Raw genomic sequence first — 21,802 nt, 5'->3', positions numbered from 1 at the left:
CGTTTAGTAGTGCGTTTCTTCACCTTATGAGTAGTCCGCTTATGTTTAGAACTTAGAAAGCAAGCTTTTTACGAGGATTTATTGCTTCACCATTTTCCAACACTTCAAAATGCAAGTGATTCCCTACTGTTGGGTTCGACTCATTATCCGTTGTCATAGCGAGCGGCTGTCCTTGCATAACTAGATCGCCTTCTTTTACTACAATGTCAACTACTGAGCTATAACGAGTTTCTAAGCCATTTCCGTGATTCACTGTAATGCTATTACCTGTAAAAGCATCCATTTTCACTTTTGTGACTTCTCCACTCATTGCCGAAATTACCTCAAATGGCTCACCATTAATTGCAATTGACACACCAGTTGATGTGGAGAACGTTTGATTAAAAACGAACAGAGCATTTTCACGCGTTGCAGCATCAGCTGTGATATCATAAAAATCCTGCAATACTTTCACATCACCTAAAAGCTTTTCATTAAAAGGAAATTTCATTGTTTCCAGTACTGTATTCGTTTGAATAACTGGATCTGGCAGTGCTACTACAGGTTCCGTAAGCTGTTCTTCCTCTTTTGATACGATGGCATTATAACTAAATATAAGCGCAATAATCGCGAGTGCAATACCCGCATAAACAGCCGGCCAAAACCATGGCTTCTTTTGCCAATTTTTTCGAGAAGGTTTTAATTGTTTTTCCTCTCCCATGTTCATCACCTCTAGAGGCAGTGTGAACAGAATATTCCACTTTTAAACATAGTTGATTAATTTTTGTTTTTTTTAGGAGTCCTAAAGATATTTTATTATGAAGTTTTACTATTAATACGATAAAAATAGGAACTCAATTTCGCGAGCAAGTAGCGAGACTCACTGCCCTTAAGTAAGCTAGCATTCTGTTCCCACAGGAGTCTCACACATTCTTTTTCTATTGATAGTCAGCAAAAATGGCTGAATCGCTACTTTCTATATTTAAGGGAAGCCTCATGTTCATGAGAGGGTCACTTAATACAAGCAGCAGAGGCAAGTGTTGTATTCGGATAATAGTGTAACAGTATTTGCTCCATACTACGCCCTAATTTCGCAAACTCGTTCGCTCCGTATTGACTCATACCAACCCCGTGCCCATACCCCCTTGTTGTAATATCAATAGCAGAGCCATTTTTAACTAGCGTAAAATCTGTCGAGCGTAAGCCAAGCAACTGGCGAAAATCTCTACCACTAAATGTGCGTTTACCACTAATTTTTTGAACTCGACCTGTGTCATTTCTTTCAAGCTTGAGCGCTAAATAATCCACTTGTGTCCATTTTGTACCTAGCGCTGCATTTAAGGAAGCAACAGATAATGTCATAGTCTGAATATCTTGCTCTGGCGTAGTTGTTGTTTGTAAATATGGGATTTCGTTGCCGCTATAATTATAAGAGGATTCTGTTAAGCCATTAGAAGAGGCGTGAAACATTGCTGAAATCGGTTCATCATTATAAGTAAGTATTTGTGATGCAGTTGCTTCTACTGCAGAACTAATTTTTTGTTCGTACTGTGAAAAAGTGGTTAACCATTTTTCCTGGCGCGCTTCTTTACTCGCAAATACTTGATGTGCAGTTGTCGGCTTTATCGGTTTGCTCCCAAAATTAGTCGTGCGGATTACATATGTTCGGGCTGCGATTGCCTGCGCTTTTAATGCTTCGGGATGAAAGCTTGCAGGCATTTCTGCTGCAACGACTCCTATAATGTATTGTTCTAACGGAATCGGTTCAGCCGTCCCCTCAATAGTAATCATAATTTCGCATTGCTTTTCTATCTGTTTTGGAGAGAGTTGCTCCTTGTAAAAAAGAAGAGGCAAAAAAAATAATAAACATACAATTAAAAGAAAGATTAGTTTTTTCATACGCCAATGTATGAATATTGCCGGGGCAATATTTGTCGAATTGACAATTATGAGAACAGAATAAAAATTTAGTTTCTACTACATATATCGGCGTAAGTTCGAAACATCTATTATATTCGTCCCGATGCCTCTAACTAAGGATTTTTTGCTGCCAGTTTTTCGGTTGAAATGTTGCGGCAGGTACCTCCACTTTTTTTATCTCATCTATTATGTATTTTTATATAACATGACCTAATAAAATTCCCACTCAACTAAAATGTCTTTACTTCTAAAAAGTAAAAAAGACCGTCCACAAAAGTCATGTTTTAATCACTTTTCGGACAGTCTCTTTATCATATTATTGCAAACTAAATCATATATTATGCCGTAGCTTGCTTATTTTTATTTTTTTCGTTTTCAATTACTTCTTCTGTTTCAACGCGCTCAATATTAGCACCTAATGCGGCTAATTTTTCGTGGAAATTAACATACCCACGATCTAAATGGTGTAGCTTTGTAACGCGTGTCACACCTTCTGATACTAAACCTGCTAAAATAAGTGAGGCAGCAGCACGTAAATCTGTTGCAGTAACTTCTGCACCTTGCAGTTTATTGTTGCCTTCAATAAAGACAGAACGACCTTCAATTTTAGCTACAGCGTTCATACGTCGGAATTCTTCCACATGCATAAAACGATTTTCGAATACAGTTTCTGTAATAATGCTTGTGCCATCTGCTGTTAACATAAGCGCCATTAGTTGCGACTGCATATCTGTAGGGAAGCCTGGATGAGGCATTGTTTTAATGTCGACTGCTTTTAGTGCACCATTCGCACGTACACGTAAGCCGTCTCCTTCTTCCGTAATTTCGACACCCATTTCACGCATTTTAGCGATTAACGCTGTCATATGTTCTGGTACAGCATTTTCGATAAATACGTCACCACGTGTAATCGCAGCAGCTACCATAAATGTACCCGCTTCAATACGGTCTGGTATAACATAATGTGTTGCACCTTTTAGTTTTTTCACACCTTCAATGCGAATAGTATCTGTTCCAGCTCCAATAACACGTCCGCCCATTGCATTAATAAAGTTAGCTAAATCAACAATTTCAGGCTCTTTTGCTGCATTTTCAATTATCGTCGTCCCTTTCGCTAAGGAAGCGGCAGTCATAATATTTTCTGTAGCACCTACGCTTGGGAAATCCAAATAAATTTCGGCACCTACTAATTCTTCCGCTTTTGCCTCTACATAGCCATGACCGAATGAAATTTTAGCACCCATTGCTTCAAAACCTTTTAAGTGCAATTCAATCGGACGTGAGCCAATTGCACAACCACCTGGCAACGCTACACGGGCAAAGCCATTACGTGCAAGTAAAGATCCCATTACTAGAATAGATGCACGCATTTTACTGACAAATTCAAATTGTGCTTCGCTTGATAAATCACACGAAGCATCTATGATCATTTCATTTTGTTGTTCATTATAAATAACATTTGCATTTAGGCTTCTCAACACTTCACCTATAGTGTATACGTCGGCTAAATTAGGAACGTCTTTAATAATATTTTGACTTTCAGAAGCTAATAATGATGCTGCCAAAATAGGTAATACTGCATTTTTTGCACCTTCAACCTTTACGCTACCTTTTAACGTTTGGCCTCCCGTAACAATAATTTTCTCCACAATGCGTCCCTCCGGATTCAATTCTTACAAAACTGTAAATTTACGATTTATTTTAAAAGTTCAATAGTCTCATTTATTCAAACACTGTTAATGTTACATTTATAAACACTCTTAATCAAGCGCCCAAATCACTATTTTACGTCATTTCACTCATTTTAGCTACATTTTTATAATACGCACATTACATATAAATTGTGAATTTTGTCGAATCTAAAAAAATTGTCAAATTATCCATTACCTATAATCCCGAATGTTGGAAAATTTTTTTCGGAATTGCCCAGGAAATATATATTTTGTAGCGAAAAGCAATTATTTACTTTTCCCTACAATCCATATAGATGCAATAAATTTAACAGTTATTTGTAAATATATGGCAGATGTTGCGACCACTGTGAAAATGTAATGAAGAAATTCGACACAGTAGAGCCAATCGCGATGCTAAATAATATATATACGAGCTGAATTTGAAACGTTTTCCCTTTTTTAAATAACTGTTCGAATCGAAATGCTTGCAGTGCATAAAAAGTTATTCCAATAAAAAAAATATGTGATGCTAGTCCAAAAAGAGCCTGCTGTCCAATTTGAGTATAAATATCTATAACTACTCCCTCCTCCTATTAAAAATTCATGTTCAGAAAAAATTTATCTATATTTTTATTGCTTAAACACAGTAAGCGAAAAAATCGTTACTCACTAATTGCTTTGACTTATTGTACAATTTCACATATCTTTGCCGTTCATAGTTTAAAAAAGCGGACAGATCGCTCTGCCCGCTTGAAAATTTGAATTAGATATTACCCTCACGAACGTTGATACGATTCAACGCACGTTTTAGAGCTAGCTCAGCACGTTGGAAATCAATGTTATCTTGTTGGCTTTGGCTCTTTTGTAGACGGCCTTCAGCACGTGCTAAAGCTTCCTTAGCACGAGCAACATCGATTGAAGAAGCTTCTTCAGCAGAAGGAGCTAAAATCGAAATTTCTTCAGGACGTACTTCAATGAAACCACCGCTCACAGCTACAACTTCAGTTGAACCGTCTTCTTTTTTCAGCTTCACTGCACCAATTGCAAGTGGAGCAACCATAGGAATATGGCCTGCAAGAACACCAATTTCACCTGAAGTTGTTTTAGCGATAACCATTGTTACTTCAGAATCGTATACCGGGCCGTCGGGAGTGACAATATTGACTTTTACTGTCTTCATATTTTTTCCTCCTCGTCCCTAGTATTAAACCTCAACGCCCATGCTTTTCGCTTTTTCAACTACTTCATCAATGCTACCAACTAAACGGAAAGCATCTTCTGGTAAGTGATCCCATTTGCCATCAAGGATTTCCTTGAATGAACGAACAGTTTCTTTAACAGGAACATAAGAACCTGCTTGACCAGTAAATTGCTCCGCTACGTGGAAGTTTTGTGATAAGAAGAATTGAATACGACGAGCACGTTCAACTGTTTGTTTATCTTCATCAGATAACTCATCCATACCTAAGATAGCGATGATATCTTGTAATTCACGGTAACGTTGGATTGTACGTTGAACACCAGTAGCTATTGCGTAATGTTCAGGTCCTACGATTTCTGGTGATAATGCACGAGAAGTCGAAGCTAATGGGTCAACCGCTGGGTAGATACCCATTTCTGATAATTTACGCTCTAAGTTAGTTGTAGCATCTAAGTGGGCGAAAGTTGTAGCTGGTGCCGGGTCAGTATAGTCATCGGCTGGTACGTAAATCGCTTGGATAGAAGTTACAGAACCTTTAGTTGTAGATGTGATACGCTCTTGTAATTTACCCATTTCAGTTGCAAGTGTTGGTTGGTAACCTACCGCAGAAGGCATACGACCTAATAGGGCAGAAACCTCAGAACCTGCTTGAGTGAAACGGAAGATGTTGTCGATGAATAAAAGTACGTCTGCACCTTGCTCATCACGGAAGTATTCTGCCATTGTTAAACCAGTTAAAGCTACGCGCATACGTGCTCCAGGTGGCTCATTCATTTGACCGAATACCATCGCAGTTTGCTTAATAACGCCTGAATCGCTCATCTCGAAGAATAAGTCGTTCCCTTCACGAGTACGCTCACCTACACCAGCGAATACAGAGATACCAGAGTGCTCTTGTGCGATGTTGTTAATTAATTCTTGGATTAATACAGTTTTACCTACTCCGGCACCACCGAATAGACCGATTTTACCACCTTTGATGTAAGGTGCTAGTAAGTCTACTACTTTGATACCTGTTTCAAGGATTTCAACTGTAGTTGATAAGTTTTCGAAAGTTGGAGCTTCGCGGTGGATTGAATCACGGCGAACATCCGCTGGAATCTCTTCACCTAAGTCGATTACTTCTCCTAGTACGTTAAATACGCGACCTAGAGTAACTTCACCAACTGGTACTGAGATTGCTTTTCCTGAGTCTGTAACTTCTGCTCCACGTTGTAAGCCATCAGTAGATGACATTGCAATTGTACGAACAGTGTCGTCACCTAAATGAAGTGCAACTTCTAATGCAAGAGTTGTCGCTTCTTCATTTGGACGTTCAATCTTAACAGTTAAAGCGTTATAGATTGCTGGTAATTGGCCGTTGCTGAATTTCACGTCAACAACTGGACCCATTACTTGAAGAACGTGTCCTTTATTCATTACTGTGTACCCTCCTATCGTATTCTTATACGACATTGGGAAGCTTGAGGCCTATTCTAAGGCTGCAGCTCCACCAACGATTTCTGTAATTTCTTGTGTAATAGCCGCTTGACGAGCACGGTTGTATTGAAGAGATAGGTCTGAAATAAGATCAGAAGCGTTATCTGTTGCATTTTTCATGGCCGTCATACGAGAAGCATGTTCACTCGCTTTTCCGTCTAATAATGCACCGTAAATTAAGCTTTCCGCATATTGTGGAAGTAATACTTCTAGAATCGCTTCACCAGATGGCTCGAATTCATAAGCAGCTTTGCTTGATGTAGGCGCAAGATCAGTTAATGGAAGAACTTTTTTCTCTGTCACTTCGCTAGCGATAGCGCTGACAAAGTGATTGTAGTACATATAAAGTTCATCATATGTACCATCAGTGAACATACCAACAGCTTTACGAGCGATTTCTTTAATATCAGCGAATGTTGGTTGGTCAGGAAGAGCAACAACACTACTGATAACGTTGTAATCACGTTTTACAAAGAAGTCACGTGCAACACGACCTACCGCTAAAATAACGTACTCGTCTTTTGATTTATGACGCTCGTTTGCTGTACGAACTATTTGACGTAGAATACTTGAGTTGTAAGCACCTGCTAGACCACGGTCAGAAGTGATTACTAAGTAAGCCGTTTTCTTTACAGGGCGAGAAGTTAACATAGGATGTCCACTGTCTTTAGTACCTGATGCGATAGCGCCTACTACGTCTTGGATTTTCTCCATGTAAGGAACGTAAGCTTTAGCGTTTTGCTCTGCACGACGAAGTTTTGAAGAAGAAACCATCTGCATCGCTTTCGTAATTTGCATTGTGCTCTTTGTAGAGTTAATACGACCTTTAATTTCGCGTAAGTTTACCACTGGTATTTCACCACCTTTTTGTTTTTAATCAAAAATACTAAATGCTAATCGAAAAATTATTCAGATTTAGCGAAGATCTTTTTGAATGCATTAATTGCTTCAGCCATGTCAGCATCTTGTGGAAGATCTTTAGTAGTACGGATATGATCTAAAACGTTTGTGTGGTTTGAATCTAACCAGCTTAAGAACTCTGATTCAAAACGAACGATATCTTGTACTGGAATATCATCTAAGAATCCACGAGTTAACGCATATAGAGACATAACTTGTTTTTCAACTTTAAGTGGTTTGTTAAGATCTTGTTTTAAGATTTCAACAGTACGTTTACCACGCTCTAATTTAGAAAGCGTAATAGCATCTAAGTCAGAACCGAATTGAGCGAATGATTCAAGCTCACGGAATGCAGCTAAGTCAAGACGTAGTGTACCCGCAACTTTTTTCATCGCTTTAATTTGTGCAGAACCACCTACACGAGATACTGATAGACCCGCGTTGATCGCTGGACGTACACCTGAGTTGAATAAGTCAGATTGTAAGAAAATTTGACCATCAGTAATTGAGATTACGTTTGTTGGGATATAAGCAGAGATATCACCAGCTTGAGTCTCAACGAATGGTAGAGCTGTAATCGAACCATTTTTATAAGTTTCGTTTAACTTCGCAGCACGCTCTAATAGACGGCTGTGTAAGTAGAATACGTCACCAGGATAAGCTTCACGACCTGGAGGACGGCGTAGAAGAAGTGAAAGTTCACGGTAAGCTGATGCTTGTTTAGATAGGTCATCATACACGATTAAAACGTGTTTACCATCTAACATGAATTCTTCTGCCATAGATACACCAGCAAATGGAGCTAAGTATAGTAATGGAGCTGGTTGTGATGCAGATGCAGTCACTACAATTGTGTAATCTAATGCGCCATGTTTACGGAAAGTTTCAACTACACCACGTACAGTTGATTCTTTTTGACCGATAGCAACATAGATACAAATCATGTTTTCGCCAGCTTGGTTTAAAATAGTATCGATCGCTACAGAAGTTTTACCAACTTGGCGGTCACCGATGATTAACTCACGTTGACCACGACCGATTGGCACAAGAGCGTCAATCGCTTTAATACCTGTTTGTAATGGTTCGTGTACTGATTTACGAGCCATTACACCGAAAGCTGGGCTTTCGATTGGACGAGTTTTTGTTGTGTTGATTGGACCTAGACCGTCAACTGGTTGACCTAGTGGGTTTACAACACGACCAATTAGCGCTTCACCAACTGGTACTTCCATAATACGACCTGTACGACGAACTTCATCGCCTTCTTTGATGTCTGTGTATGGACCTAAGATTACGATACCAACGTTACCTTCTTCTAGGTTTTGCGCCATACCCATAACACCGTTAGAGAACTCTAAAAGCTCCCCAGCCATGGCGTTGTCGAGGCCATGAGCTAGAGCGATACCGTCACCAACACGGATTACAGTACCTACTTCGCTTACTTTAAGTTCAGATTGGTAATTTTCAATCTGTTGTTTAATCAGACTGCTGATTTCTTCAGCTTTGATGCCCATGTATGTTCACCTCTCACATTTCTTAAGATTTAACCTACTAACGTACGTTTAAGACCTTCTAGCTTAGAAGCTACAGTGCTGTCATAAATGTAGTTACCGATTTGAACACGAACTCCACCAAGTAATGATGGGTCGATTTCATTTGTAATGTTTAATTGCTCTGTACCAACTAATTTGCCGAATGCTACAGAAATTTCTGCGCGTTCTGCATCAGTTAATGCTCGAGTTGAATAAACTGTTGCATCTGCAACACCTAGTGCTGACGATGCTAATGTTTGGAACTCTTTCGCTACGATAACTGCTTCGTTAACACGCTTTTTATCAATTAATAATTGAAGTGTTTTGACTACAGCTGGATGTGCGTTAGAGAAAATTTCTGCAACAATTGCTTTCTTACGGTCAGCTGATATTTTAGGAGCACCTAGTAAATCAAGTAACTCAGTGTTACTTTCTAATACTGTTACTAATTCCTTTAAATCAGCGCCTACTTCTGCAAGTACTTGCTTTTCTTGTGCTAATTGGAATAAAGCTTGTGCATAACGCTTAGCTACAGTCGTTTGACTCATTTCGCTTCGCCTGCCTTCGCAATCGTTTCTTTAATTAATGCGCTGTTGTCCTCTTCAGAAATTTCTTTACCAAGAACTTTAGATGCAGCAAGTACTGATAGTGAAACCACTTCTTCACGTACAGCAAGGATTGCTTTCTCTTTTTCTGTTTCGATTTCACGTACAGCAGAATCTTTAAGACGGTTTGCTTCCGCACGAGCTGCTGAAATAATTTCATCACGTTGAGCATCGCCTTGTTTTTTAGCGCCTTCAATAATTGCTTGCGCTTCAGTACGAGCTTCTTTAAGAAGGCTCTTCTGTTCTTCTAATAATTGGTGAGTTTCTTTGCGAGCTTTTTCAGCTGCTTCGATTTCACTAGCAACTAATTCTTCACGTTGTTGCATAATGCCCATTAACGGACCCCAAGCGAACTTTTTAAGAAGAAGCATTAAAACAGCGAAGATCACTAATGTTGCAAGTGCATCTCCTAAGTTTAATTTGCTAGCTCCAGCACCTAGTACAAGATAATCTAATACCACGATTGTTTCACTCCCTTCAAGAGCTTATGTTCAATATCTATAATGTTAAAATCTTTAGTTTCACGTTAAAAAATACTTCATTATATAAAAAGTAATGATACTTTTTCATACAAAAGGAATGGCGAAGTTTCTCTGGGAATTGCCTTCGCCATTATTATCCGTTAATCCGTAGATTATTTGTTCATTACGATGAATGCTACTACTACTGCGATGATTGGAAGTGCTTCAACTAATGCAACCCCGATGAACATTACAGTTTGAAGTGCGCCACGTGCTTCTGGTTGACGAGCGATCCCTTCAACTGTTTTAGAAACGATAAGACCGTTACCGATACCTGCGCCTAATGCACCTAAACCGATTGCGATTGCTGCTGCTAATAAACCTACTGAACCTACCATTGTAAATTTCCTCCTTGGAATTGTGTTTTGTTTTGGTTCAAATTACCGTAATGTATACGGGAATTTATAATTAATGGTCGTGACTCACTTTGTGTGCCATATAAACCATCGTTAACATAGTGAAAATGAAAGCTTGGATAAACCCGATGAATATCGAGAACCCTTGCCATGCCATCATTGGAATAATTGCTCCAACGAAGCCGAATACCGTGCCTGATGCTGCTAAACTTGCGATTAAACCAAGTAAAATCTCACCCGCGTAAATGTTACCGTAAAGACGTAGTCCAAGAGTTAACGTATTAGCGAACTCCTCTACAATTTTTAATGGGAACATGAATGACATAGGTTGGAAGAATGTTCCAACGTACTGTTTTGTTCCGTTTAGTTTTACACCGTAATAATGTGTTAAAACAAGAATCATTGCAGCTAATGTCATTGTTACTGTCGGGTCAGCTGTTGGTGATTTCCACCATAATTCGTGGTCATATACAATTGAGAACGGAAGTCCTAGTAAGTTCGAAACTGCAATAAACATAATTAAAGTAATTCCGAGTACATGGAATCGACCACCTGTTTTCCAGTCCATATTACTTTTAATGATGTTTTTCACGAAGTCCATAATCCACTCCATGAAGTTTTGCATACCAGTCGGTTTTAATTTTAAGTTTCGAGTTGCAATAAAAGCGATTAAGAACACGACAATAGCAGCAACTAATAACATCATTACTGTAGATAAGTTGAACGTTAAGGTAATAAATTCTAAATCTAAATGGTATTCTGGACTTGTATGATCCATTTTTGCATTCACCTCTCTTTCCTAATGCACCTTAATGGTTTTTAACATGATGTACAATTCGCTCAACAACGAGAAATATGTACGGAATCATTAGCCCAATGACCGTGCTAATTAAGTGAAAATATTGTGGCAACGAAATTGCAATTGCGACTGCTGCAACACCTGATCCGAACCGTAAAGCCGTACCTATTGATGGTGCTTTCGTCCCTTCACCAATGGCGTGGTCAAACTTTTCCATTCGTCGAACTAAAATCCAAAAGTTATAAGTACCAAATAACGCACCAAGACCTATTCCGGTGAAGATTGAATCATAAGGTGTAAATCCCCAGCCTAAAGCACAGAGAGCGAGCAAAAAAAATAACGCTTTCTTTTGCTTAGCGAAAATGTGATGCAAATCTAGCATTGGCAATTAATCTCCTGAACCATTTTTTCGAGTAAAGAAATCATTCTGTTGACCATTAAGTGAAATCAAAGCGCAGTGAATGCACTACAGGTGAGGTTAGAACGCAGCAAAAAGACTGATACATTTGGAGCAAATTTCTACTTCAAAAAAATTCACAGTCTAACACTACATAAAAGCCCTAGCCTATATGGACATGTATCCAGACGCATAAAAAACGTTGCAAATTGACAATTTTTGTTTCAACTGCCAATCTAGTAGAAACTTGATATAACAAGTGTTTCAACGCCTTTTGACTATACGAAACCCTCATCATTCTTACCCTTTGTAAGCATACAATAGGGGTTATTTGATGTCAATTAGTAATGGTGAAATTCTTCACAAGACATCAGTCCTTGTCAAATTGTTGACAAATTTGTGTATTATAATTCATTTTTCATAACAATTTCTTCGCGAATATACTTTTTTTCGCTTTTTTTTGTTATTCAGCCCGCCAAAAGTAAAAAAATCGTTTATTTCAAAGTTTTTCTACAATTATTTACGTGTTTGCAAAAAATTAATGAGTGCATCCACAATTCGCTCGGAGGCGTTCCCATCTCCATATGGATTTGAAGCATGTGCCATAACTTCATAGGCGCTTGCATCAGTTAATAGCTCTTTTGCCATCGCATAAATTGCATCCTCTTCAGTTCCTGCTAGCTTTAATGTACCTGCAGCAATCCCTTCTGGACGTTCTGTTGTATCACGTAACACTAGGACTGGCTTACCAAGTGAAGGGGCCTCTTCTTGTACACCACCCGAATCCGTTAAAATTAAATATGAACGCGCAGCGATATTATGGAAATCAAATACTTCTAGAGGTTCAATTAAATGAATGCGCTCGTCATCCCCTAATATTTCGTTGGCAATTTCACGAACGGCTGGATTCATGTGTACTGGGTAAACAACTTGGACATCATCATGCTCTGCTAGAAGACGTTTAATAGCACGGAACATATTGCGCATCGGCTCTCCTAAGTTTTCGCGACGGTGTGCTGTTAGTAAGATCATACGGTCCGTACCGATTTTTTCTAAAACCGGATGATTATATTGTTTACTAACAGTAGTTTTTAATGCATCAATTGCTGTATTACCTGTTACAAAAATTGCATCCGCGTGTTTATTTTCTTTTAAAAGGTTTTCTTTTGATTGTTCTGTCGGGGCAAAATGCAAATCTGCCATTACTCCCGTTAGCTGGCGATTCATTTCCTCTGGGTAAGGTGAATATTTTTGCCCTGTACGTAAGCCTGCTTCTACATGTCCAATGGCAATTTGATTATAAAAGGCAGCAAGACTACCGATAAATGTCGTTGCTGTATCTCCATGTACTAAGACGATATCGGGCTTTGCTTCTTTCATAACTCGATCTAAACCTTGTAATGCATTCGTAGCTACATCAACTAATGTTTGGCGATCCTTCATTATATTTAAATCATAATCCGGCTCGATTTTAAATGTCTCAAGCACTTGGTCAAGCATTTGACGATGCTGTGCAGTTACAGTTACGATTGATTCGATTTGTTGTTGTTTTTCTAATTCGAGAACAAGAGGTGCCATTTTAATCGCTTCCGGTCGAGTACCGAAAATCGTCATCACTTTAAATTTAGTCATTGCTACGTCTCCATTCTATTTATAATGAAAACGCCCTCCATACTTGAAGGACGTTACCGATCACTATATTACAATAGCTTTAATTTTAAATATGCAATTATTTTGTGCCGAATAAACGGTCTCCTGCATCGCCTAAGCCTGGTACGATATAGCCGTGGTCGTTTAATTTTTCATCTAATGCTGCAATATAAATATCTACATCATCATGCTCATCTTGAATTGCTTTTACGCCTTCTGGAGCTGCAATTAAACACATAAATTTAATACTTTTTGCTCCGCGCTTTTTAAGTGAGTTAATCGCTTCAACTGCTGAGCCACCTGTAGCAAGCATCGGGTCTACAATGATGAAATCGCGCTCTTCTACATCTGCAGGAAGTTTCGCGTAGTATTCAACTGGTTTCAACGTTTCTGGATCGCGATATAAACCAATGTGACCAACTTTAGCAGCTGGGATCAATTTTAATACGCCATCAACCATACCGATACCCGCACGTAAAATAGGTACGATTGCAAGTTTTTTACCCGATAATACTTTTGTTTTTGCTGTTGTTACTGGTGTTTCAATTTCGATTTCCTCTACAGGCATATCGCGTGTTATTTCAAATGCCATTAATGTAGCTACTTCATCTACAAGTTCACGGAATTCTTTTGTTCCTGTATTTTTGTCACGAATATAAGTTAACTTATGTTGAATTAATGGGTGATCAAATACATATACTTTGCTCAATGTAGATCTCTCCTAACTGTTATTTATCTCAGTTAGTATAACAAAAAAAATCATACATGTCCTAAACATGTATGATTTTTTTCTGTATCGATAGCGCAGCGGCAGATACAAAATTTCTATACACAACGCGGACCAGGCTATTTTATTACTATTCAATAGCTTTTACCGGCATTTGCTCATTTTTCATACATGTCCTAAACATGTATGATTTTTTTCTGTATCGATAGCGCAGCGACAGATACAAAATTTCTATATACAACGCGGAGCAGGCTATTTTATTACTATTCAATAGCTTTTACCGGCATTTGCTCATTTTTCATACATGTCCTAAACATGTATGATTTTTTTCTGTATCGATAGCGCAGCGGCAGATACAAAATTTCTATACACAACGCGGACCGGCTATTTTATTACTATTCAATAGCTTTTACCGGCATTTGCTCACTTTTCATACATGTCCTAAACATGTATGATTTTTTTCTGTATTTACGCGCACGGAAACTCCTACGACTCTAAAATGCTTCTGAAACTGTTCGAAAGTCCCTTTTTTATTATGCGTATAGCGGGAATTTATCTGTTAATTTTTTTACTCGTTCAACTGCTTGTTGTTTCACTGCTTCATCTTCTGGGTTTTTCAGAACTAACGCCATGATTTTACCTACTTCAATCGCATCTTCTTCTTTGAATCCACGAGTTGTAATAGCTGCAGTACCTACACGAATACCAGAAGTTACGAATGGTGACTCAGTATCGTATGGGATTGTGTTTTTATTTGTTGTAATACCTACTTCATCAAGGACATGCTCTGCTACTTTACCAGTTAAGCCTAGAGATTTTACGTTTAATAATAGTAAGTGGTTGTCAGTACCACCTGATACGATTTCCACACCCTCAGCGATTAAAGCTTCTGCTAAAACATGCGCATTTGCTTTAATTTGCTTCGCGTAATCTTTGAATTCAGGTTGTAATACTTCACCAAATGCTACAGCTTTTGCTGCGATTACGTGCATTAACGGGCCACCTTGAATACCTGGGAATACTGATTTGTTTAATTTTTGCTCCCATTCTTTTGAAGCAAGGATTAAACCACCACGTGGACCACGTAATGTTTTATGCGTAGTCGATGTTACAAAATCAGCGTAAGGTACTGGAGATTGGTGTTCACCAGCAGCGACTAAACCTGCTATGTGTGCCATATCTACCATAAAGTATGCGCCTACTTCATCAGCGATTTCACGGAATTTAGCGAAGTCGATTGCACGTGGGTAGGCAGATGCACCCGCAACAATTAATTTTGGTTTATGTTCTAATGCTTTTTGACGAACATCTTCATAGTCAATTACGTGTGTATCTTCTGTCACGCCGTATTCAACGAAGTTATAAAGAATACCTGAGAAGTTAACAGGTGAACCGTGTGTTAAGTGACCACCGTGTGATAAGTTCATCCCTAAAACTGTGTCACCTGGTTGTAAAATTGTGTGGTAAACAGCCATGTTCGCTTGTGCGCCTGAGTGAGGTTGCACGTTTGCATATTCTGCACCGAAAATTTCTTTTACACGATCACGAGCAATGTTTTCTACTACGTCTACATGTTCACAGCCACCATAATAACGTTTGCCAGGGTAACCTTCAGCATATTTGTTTGTAAGATGGGATCCTTGAGCTTCCATAACTGCTTCTGATACGAAGTTTTCTGAAGCGATTAGCTCAATATTTTCGTTTTGACGCTTTTTCTCTGCTAAAATTCCTTCTAGTACTGCTTTGTCTTGTGCTGCTAATTTTTCAAATGCCATGTCAATTAATCCCCCTAAATATTAGTTAGTTTCATATTTTGCTCGCACGCCACCAATTAGCTTTGGACGCGTTATTGCCACAGTGACAACTGCTTGACCTAGCATTTTGATGGACGTACGAATTGGAACTGCTACTACTTTTAAATGCATACCGATTAACGTTTGACCAATATCTAGTCCTGCGTGCGCTTGAACGCTCTCGACAACGACTGGATTTTCTAGCTGTGTATATGCATATGCGGACATCGAGCCCCCTGCCGTATTTACTGGAACGACATGAACTGGCTCTAAATGGTACTTTTCAGCTGCGGCAGCTTCCATCGTTAATGCACGATTAATATGCTCGCATCCTTGAAAAACTAAATATAGCTCGTTTCGTGCGGCAAAATTTTTTAATTCATCATATATAACTTGTGCAACTTCTAATGTTCCCGACGTGCCAATCTTTTCGCCGATTACTTCAGAAGTTGAGCAACCAACGACGAATAATTGTTGCTTGCGAAACGTGACTTGCTGTTCTACATCACTTAACAATTGCGAAAGCGTCTTTTGCAAATCGTTTAAGTTTGTCATGTTATTACCCTTCAAGCTCCGTTATTTTTTCAACACGACGCGTATGACGGCCGCCTTCAAAATCAGTGCTTAACCATGTTGATACGATTTCACGTGCAAGGCCAGGCCCAATAACACGTTCCCCCATCGCTAACACATTCGAGTCATTATGGCAACGTGTTGCTTTTGCAGAAAATACGTCATGTACTAATGCACAACGAATGCCTTTAAATTTATTTGCAGCAATAGATATGCCAATACCAGTTCCACAAATTAAAATACCGCGATCAAACTCACCTGCAGCTACACGTTCTGCAACCGGTCTAGCATAGTCTGGGTAGTCAACTGAATCATTCGTTTGTGGACCAAAATCTTCATAGCTAATACCTAGCTCATCTAAAAGCTCCATAATTTCTTTTCGTAAATTATTTCCGCCATGATCCGAAGAAATTGCAATTTTCAATGAGGTTCCCTCTTTTCAATATATAGTCAACAATAGTGTACCATTTCTGCAAATAGAAAAACATGCTTTTTCACCTGTAACAATGAAACATTTTCCGTTAAATACGAATGATTTATCTCACGAGCATTAAAATGTTCACTTTTTAGTTAAAATTACTGTGTAATACGTACATAATCTGTTAGTAAATTCGGAATTAACCTATATAACTCTATTATGTAAGGCATTAAAAATTGGGACCGTCGAGGAGACAGTTGCTACTTTATAATTGGAACCGTCGAGGAGAAGGATGCATAAAATTTTCTTGCGTGTGTATCAGTGGACAGGGCACGTCAATAGTTGCATTTTCAAATGCCACTGATGAGTTATCAGTGGCTCTTCGGATTTAATACTAGCGCTCTTCGGCGGGTTACTCGCTTTTCACAGGTGTTTACTCGCTCTTGCCTTGGCTTTACTAGCTCTTTCACTCGATTTACTCGCTTTTCCGCGGTTTACTAGCACTATCCCCCGGGTTACTCGCTATTCGCAGGTGTTTACTCGCTCTTGCCTTGGCTTTACTAGCTCTTTCACTCGATTTACTCGCTCTTCCCAGGGTTACTCGCGCTATCCCCCGGGTTACTCGCTTTTCACGGGTGTTTACTCGCTCTTGCCTTGGCTTTACTAGCTCTTTCACTCGATTTACTCGCTCTTCAGCGGGTTACTAGCACTATCCCCCGGGTTACTCGCTTTACATAGGTGTTTACTCGCTCTTGCCTAGACTTTACTAGCTCTTTCACTCGAGTTACTTGCCTTTAACAAATGCGTCACTTATGGGAAAAGCGCCTTAAATGAAAACGCAAGAATGTTGATAAACCAACATTCTTGCGTTTCGGATAAAATACATTACTTCGATAAATCGAACTTTGAAATGACTTTATATAGTTCATCTGATTTGCTTTGTAAATCTTGCGACAGTTTTTGTACTTGATCAATTGAATATGCTTGTTCTTCCGCTGCGCTGCGAACTTCCTGTGCCCCTGCGGAAGTTTCTTCAGCAATAGCTGCTACTTCCTGCGATTGGCGAGCTGTATGTTCAATATTGTGTAATTGCTTATCTGCAAGACTTGAAATATCAATTACTGCCTGTGCCATTTCTTCTACACTTTGGGCCATTCCTTCAACCGCAGCTGTCGTTTCAGATACACGCGCCGACTCTTGTACGGCAAATGCAACTTGTCCATTCATTTGCTTCACTACGATTTCTACATTCGTTTGCATCGTTTTAATAAGTGTTGAAATACCTTGTACTGCTTTTGCACTCTCGTCTGCTAAGCTACGCACTTCCTCAGCGACTACAGCAAACCCTTTACCATGATCCCCTGCCCGTGCCGCTTCAATGGAGGCGTTTAAAGCTAATAAATTTGTTTGTGCGGCAATATCGCCAACAAGCGCAATAATTTGTTCAATTTGTTCCGCATTTTTTTCAAGTGCTTGAATATTTGTTAACGCTTCCTCATTGCCTTGCGCTATAGTACGAATACTATTTACAAGCCCTTGGATTGAAGCTGTTGTATTAGATAAATTGCTTAATATTTGCTTTGATTCTGTTGCAGATTTAACTGCACGTGAATTGACTTCTAAAGCTAACTCGCGAACATCCGAAAGTGCTTCCGCTGTTTCTTGCACTGCGACCGCTGAAGCATCGGCACCGTTAGAAATATGCCCAACTGTCTGTGCGATATTATCTGCTTTATAGGAAGCTGCCGTTGTTTGCTGTGACAACTCTCCAATAGTTGAATTAGTTATTTTAAAGTTACCTTCAATGCCCTCTACCATATTACGTAAATTGACTAGCATATGCTGAAACGCCTCTGCTACTGAGCGAATTTCGTCAGATGTTTTTGGCATGTCAACATCTTGGCCAATTTTCCCTTCAGCTACTCGCGTTGCCGTTTCTTCTAAGCGCTGTAATGGGCGGACAAGTATCACGCCGAAAACTCCAGCTAATATACAAGACCACGTTATACCTAAAGCGTATGTAATAATTTCAAAAAGTTTACGATCAACATTAGAGAAAAATGTTGGTTGAATATACTCAATGAAAACAAAACTTGTCGAATACGTTATTAACGCTAAAATACCTACAAATAAAATTAACTTTTTGCGTAAATTAAAGCTGTTTCGTTTACCGTTCATTATATTTACAAGCCCCTTTCATATTTTTCTAGCAACACATCAATTAAACTCTGCAATTCATTAAAAGTTTGTTGATATGTATTTAAATCACCACCGTATGGGTCAGAAACATTTGGAGCAGTATACGGCGTTACGTATTCTTTTAATGTGTATGTCTTATCCGCAGCTACTTCATAACTATGGAGCAGCATCTCTTTATGTGCAGATGTCATCGTCAAAATTAAATCCGCCCACTCAATATCATCGGCATTTACTTGACGAGAAAGATGGGAATGTGGAATATTTCCTAAATTTAACACGATTTTTGCATTTTCCGACATTTCGCCACCTTCAAGCGCATAAATGCCAGCCGAACGAACTTCTAAATTTGGTATTTGTTTTGCTTTTAAAATCGCCTCTGCCATTGGACTTCTGCAAGTATTTCCAGTACATACAAAATAAATATTCATTATACTCACTCTTTCTTGATGATTGTCATGTAACCCTCTTGTCTAATATTGTCGCCATAACGCGAGTACACTCATGCATAACAACAAAATTCCTGCTACTACTTTAAATACATTCCCATTAAAGAAGGTCCTTTTTGCAATGACTAAAGCTGCATAAGATAGTAAAAAAGTCGCTATCCCTGCACTTAAAATAAATAAATACATCTGTAAATTTAGCATACCAAAAGAAACGCTAACTGAAAAGGTATCCAAACTAGACATAATCGCTAAAATTGGTAATGGAATGTATGAGAAATGTTGATTTTTAGTAGATAATAGCAATTGAAGTCCTATACCAAATAATAATATTGCGGAAATATATCCTGCCCACTCAGTTATAATCATACCTATCCAACTACCGAATTGGAATCCAATTAAAGGAAACAACATATGTAAAATTGCTGTCCATAATGATAATAAAAAGCGTTGCGATACGTTCGGCAGCAATAAATACAACGCCACTACATCAAATGACATTACAATCCCCATTATTATTTCTTGCAAATTACTACCCTCATTCCTCATATACATGTCTTTCATATTATGTATATAATCTCGAAAATATCCGAGTTACAAAGGGGAAGTCCTAATAGTCTATTTAAATAAAATACAACTATTGAATGCAATAGCAATCCTCTCTAGCCGTGAATTATCCTTGCACGTGAAATTGTTACAGCCGTCTTGCCTTTCTTGTAGTTCCTACCGGCGTGCCACAGTTCTATTTCTATAAATAAAAAGCAAAAAAGTAGCATTCAAAAATTATGAATCGCTACTTTCTATACTGTAGGGAAGCCCCTTTTACTACATAAAACAAGAGCTAATCAAAAAAGCGATAAAAACGTTTTTTTGACAGCTCTGAAAACTGTAAATATTGTCTAGTCATTATTTGAATACCATTTACCGCCTGCTGCTTTTTCTAAACGGTTCATAATGGCTACGCCGACACCTTGTGCTTCGGTTACGGTTGCTAAAATAATCGTTGCATCAGTTTTATCACACGCACGTAACGCATCATAAAGTCCTGCGCTCATTGCATTTGTATCTCCATCCTTACCATATGTAAAGAAATACTCCGCACCGCTATTTGCAAAACTTTGTGGTGCGATTAAAGCTACACGATGTCCTTCTGCTTGCAACTGCTTAATCGCTTCAATTACTTTTTGATTCGGTTCTATTAAATACACAGGTGCTTCTGGAGCATAATGTGTATACTTCATCCCTGGGGCTTTTGGGGTTGTATCTTGCTTGTGCTCTGTATGCATTGACTGTAGTACAGGACGACCTATTACCGCTTCAAGCATTTCTTTTGTCACACCACCCGGACGTAAAATGACGGGCTTGTCTGTTGTTACATCCAACACAGTCGACTCTAATCCGATTCCTGTTGACCCGCCGTCCAAAATGCACGGAATAATGCCGTCTAAATCTTCTGCAACATGCGACGCTTTCGTAGGTGATGGTTTTCCACTACGATTTGCACTAGGCGCAGCAAGTGGTTTTTTTAATTCACGCAATAGTTCAAGTGCTACAGGATGATTTGGCATACGTAAGCCGACTGTTCCAAGTCCAGCTGTAACACTTTCAGCGAGGATATTCGGTTTCGCTTGCATAACGATCGTTAATGGTCCTGGCCAAAAAGCTTCCATACATTGTTGCGCCACTTCAGGTACTTCTTCTATATAAAGAGCGACCTCTTCTATTGAGCCAATGTGAACGATTAATGGATTATCTGATGGACGTTCTTTAGCAGCGAAAATTTTTTTTACCGCTTCTTCATCTGTCGCCACAGCTCCAAGCCCGTATACTGTTTCAGTGGGGAAAGCTACAACTTCACTGTTATTTAAGAAATCCACAGCTTGTGCATAACTTTTTTCACTACTCACACAATTATCCACAAGTACATGAATTGTATTCATTTTCCAGCCCTCTTTCTTCTAGTTACTTTCAACTTTATACACATATTGTTAATAATTACTAACCGATTGTGTATAAGTTTTCTGAAAATGTGCATAACTTTTATGCCATTTTCTTCTTTATCCACTCATATATTAAGAATGTTTTTTTCTGTTTTTCTTTTTCCTTTGGTTGCTCACAAACCGTTGGAAATGCTGAGCAAAACCAATTATCGCCTCGTCCACTACCAACCGTTAAAATGACAGAATAATATAAATTTTGAGGATAAAATGTATTGAAATCGTACTTCGGTGGAATTAAGTTATCCCCAATTTTAACGCCAATATCGTACTGTGAATAATTTTTGTTAATAAAATCATTTATTTCATCGAACAGTAATTCTTTTTCTATTGAATTTGGATTTTCCATAGCTATTTGTGCAAAAACTGGCTGTAAATTTTCCACTATTTCATTTTTTAGCTGTTGATCGTTTTTCATATTACTATTCGCAATAACACGTAGCATTATCGGCTGTTCTTTTTGTGTGTGCCACTCCTCACCAAATTGCAAAAAATGTGGGACGGCTAGCAACATACTATAACATAGCAACCCGTAGCAAACGAATCGAATAATCGCAAAAATATTAACTTGTTTTCTAGCAATTTTATAATCTTCTAACATATAAATCCCTCCTTGCCTCTTATCGTTGGCAAGAAAGGG

General features: G+C 38.7%; 23 protein-coding genes. All 23 read right to left on the bottom strand.

Annotated elements, in window-relative coordinates:
- Positions 1-52: 52 nt before the first annotated feature.
- Entirely contained in the window at positions 53-700 is a 648-nt protein-coding gene (locus AAFN87_RS11575) for a peptidoglycan DD-metalloendopeptidase family protein (RefSeq protein WP_347791219.1), read from the bottom strand.
- Between the two features lie 290 nt (positions 701-990).
- Complete coding sequence (gene spoIID, locus AAFN87_RS11570; protein ID WP_347791218.1) at positions 991-1,878, bottom strand: stage II sporulation protein D; 888 nt, start codon at positions 1,876-1,878, stop codon at positions 991-993.
- Positions 1,879-2,237: 359 nt separating this feature from the next.
- Entirely contained in the window at positions 2,238-3,548 is a 1,311-nt protein-coding gene (gene murA / locus AAFN87_RS11565; RefSeq protein ID WP_347791217.1) for a UDP-N-acetylglucosamine 1-carboxyvinyltransferase, read from the bottom strand.
- 356 nt (positions 3,549-3,904) lie between these two features.
- Entirely contained in the window at positions 3,905-4,147 is a 243-nt protein-coding gene (locus AAFN87_RS11560; protein WP_347791460.1) for a DUF1146 family protein, read from the bottom strand.
- A gap of 188 nt (positions 4,148-4,335) precedes the next feature.
- On the bottom strand, positions 4,336-4,752 hold the full coding sequence (locus AAFN87_RS11555; RefSeq protein WP_347791216.1) for a F0F1 ATP synthase subunit epsilon: 417 nt from the start codon (positions 4,750-4,752) through the stop codon (positions 4,336-4,338).
- Positions 4,753-4,776: 24 nt separating this feature from the next.
- Complete coding sequence (gene atpD / locus AAFN87_RS11550) at positions 4,777-6,192, bottom strand: F0F1 ATP synthase subunit beta (RefSeq protein WP_347791215.1); 1,416 nt, start codon at positions 6,190-6,192, stop codon at positions 4,777-4,779.
- A gap of 51 nt (positions 6,193-6,243) precedes the next feature.
- The gene (gene atpG / locus AAFN87_RS11545; RefSeq protein ID WP_347791214.1) at positions 6,244-7,101 is read right to left on the bottom strand and encodes an ATP synthase F1 subunit gamma; all 858 of its coding nucleotides are present in this window, start codon (positions 7,099-7,101) and stop codon (positions 6,244-6,246) included.
- Positions 7,102-7,157: 56 nt separating this feature from the next.
- The gene (gene atpA / locus AAFN87_RS11540) at positions 7,158-8,666 is read right to left on the bottom strand and encodes a F0F1 ATP synthase subunit alpha (protein WP_347791213.1); all 1,509 of its coding nucleotides are present in this window, start codon (positions 8,664-8,666) and stop codon (positions 7,158-7,160) included.
- Between the two features lie 29 nt (positions 8,667-8,695).
- On the bottom strand, positions 8,696-9,232 hold the full coding sequence (locus tag AAFN87_RS11535; protein ID WP_347791212.1) for a F0F1 ATP synthase subunit delta: 537 nt from the start codon (positions 9,230-9,232) through the stop codon (positions 8,696-8,698).
- Positions 9,229-9,750: a F0F1 ATP synthase subunit B gene (gene atpF / locus AAFN87_RS11530; RefSeq protein ID WP_347791211.1), complete on the bottom strand. Its 522-nt coding sequence runs from the start codon at positions 9,748-9,750 to the stop codon at positions 9,229-9,231. The genes AAFN87_RS11535 and atpF overlap by 4 nt, the downstream gene beginning before the upstream one ends.
- Positions 9,751-9,923: 173 nt before the next feature.
- Complete coding sequence (atpE, locus tag AAFN87_RS11525) at positions 9,924-10,148, bottom strand: F0F1 ATP synthase subunit C (RefSeq protein WP_347791210.1); 225 nt, start codon at positions 10,146-10,148, stop codon at positions 9,924-9,926.
- Between the two features lie 70 nt (positions 10,149-10,218).
- Complete coding sequence (gene atpB, locus AAFN87_RS11520; protein ID WP_347791209.1) at positions 10,219-10,944, bottom strand: F0F1 ATP synthase subunit A; 726 nt, start codon at positions 10,942-10,944, stop codon at positions 10,219-10,221.
- 31 nt (positions 10,945-10,975) lie between these two features.
- Positions 10,976-11,347, bottom strand: a complete 372-nt coding sequence (locus tag AAFN87_RS11515) for an ATP synthase subunit I (protein WP_347791208.1) — start codon at positions 11,345-11,347, stop codon at positions 10,976-10,978.
- A 531-nt stretch (positions 11,348-11,878) separates the two neighbouring features.
- Positions 11,879-12,994 carry a non-hydrolyzing UDP-N-acetylglucosamine 2-epimerase gene (gene wecB / locus AAFN87_RS11510; RefSeq protein ID WP_347791207.1) on the bottom strand — a complete coding sequence of 372 codons (1,116 nt, stop codon included), beginning with the start codon at positions 12,992-12,994 and terminating at the stop codon, positions 11,879-11,881.
- Positions 12,995-13,091: 97 nt separating this feature from the next.
- Complete coding sequence (upp, locus tag AAFN87_RS11505; protein WP_347791206.1) at positions 13,092-13,721, bottom strand: uracil phosphoribosyltransferase; 630 nt, start codon at positions 13,719-13,721, stop codon at positions 13,092-13,094.
- Positions 13,722-14,272: 551 nt separating this feature from the next.
- Entirely contained in the window at positions 14,273-15,514 is a 1,242-nt protein-coding gene (glyA, locus tag AAFN87_RS11500) for a serine hydroxymethyltransferase (RefSeq protein WP_347791205.1), read from the bottom strand.
- Positions 15,515-15,535: 21 nt separating this feature from the next.
- Entirely contained in the window at positions 15,536-16,087 is a 552-nt protein-coding gene (locus AAFN87_RS11495; RefSeq protein ID WP_347791204.1) for a TIGR01440 family protein, read from the bottom strand.
- A 4-nt stretch (positions 16,088-16,091) separates the two neighbouring features.
- Positions 16,092-16,529 (bottom strand): ribose 5-phosphate isomerase B, encoded by a 438-nt coding sequence (gene rpiB / locus AAFN87_RS11490; protein WP_347791203.1) that lies wholly within the window; start codon positions 16,527-16,529, stop codon positions 16,092-16,094.
- Between the two features lie 879 nt (positions 16,530-17,408).
- On the bottom strand, positions 17,409-18,701 hold the full coding sequence (locus AAFN87_RS11485) for a methyl-accepting chemotaxis protein (RefSeq protein ID WP_347791202.1): 1,293 nt from the start codon (positions 18,699-18,701) through the stop codon (positions 17,409-17,411).
- Positions 18,702-18,706: 5 nt separating this feature from the next.
- On the bottom strand, positions 18,707-19,150 hold the full coding sequence (locus AAFN87_RS11480; protein ID WP_347791201.1) for a low molecular weight protein arginine phosphatase: 444 nt from the start codon (positions 19,148-19,150) through the stop codon (positions 18,707-18,709).
- Positions 19,151-19,192: 42 nt separating this feature from the next.
- Positions 19,193-19,693, bottom strand: coding sequence for a manganese efflux pump MntP (locus AAFN87_RS11475; RefSeq protein ID WP_347791200.1), 501 nt, complete (start codon positions 19,691-19,693; stop codon positions 19,193-19,195).
- Positions 19,694-20,064: 371 nt separating this feature from the next.
- Positions 20,065-21,105, bottom strand: coding sequence for an L-threonylcarbamoyladenylate synthase (locus AAFN87_RS11470; protein ID WP_347791199.1), 1,041 nt, complete (start codon positions 21,103-21,105; stop codon positions 20,065-20,067).
- A gap of 100 nt (positions 21,106-21,205) precedes the next feature.
- Complete coding sequence (locus tag AAFN87_RS11465; protein WP_347791198.1) at positions 21,206-21,763, bottom strand: stage II sporulation protein R; 558 nt, start codon at positions 21,761-21,763, stop codon at positions 21,206-21,208.
- Between the last annotated feature and the right edge of the window lie 39 nt (positions 21,764-21,802).

Source organism: Solibacillus sp. CAU 1738 (assembly GCF_039888725.1).
Lineage (GTDB): Bacteria > Bacillota > Bacilli > Bacillales_A > Planococcaceae > Metasolibacillus.
The sequence above is the reverse complement of the archived record's forward strand: the minus strand, read 5'-3'. Positions and strand labels throughout refer to the sequence as shown.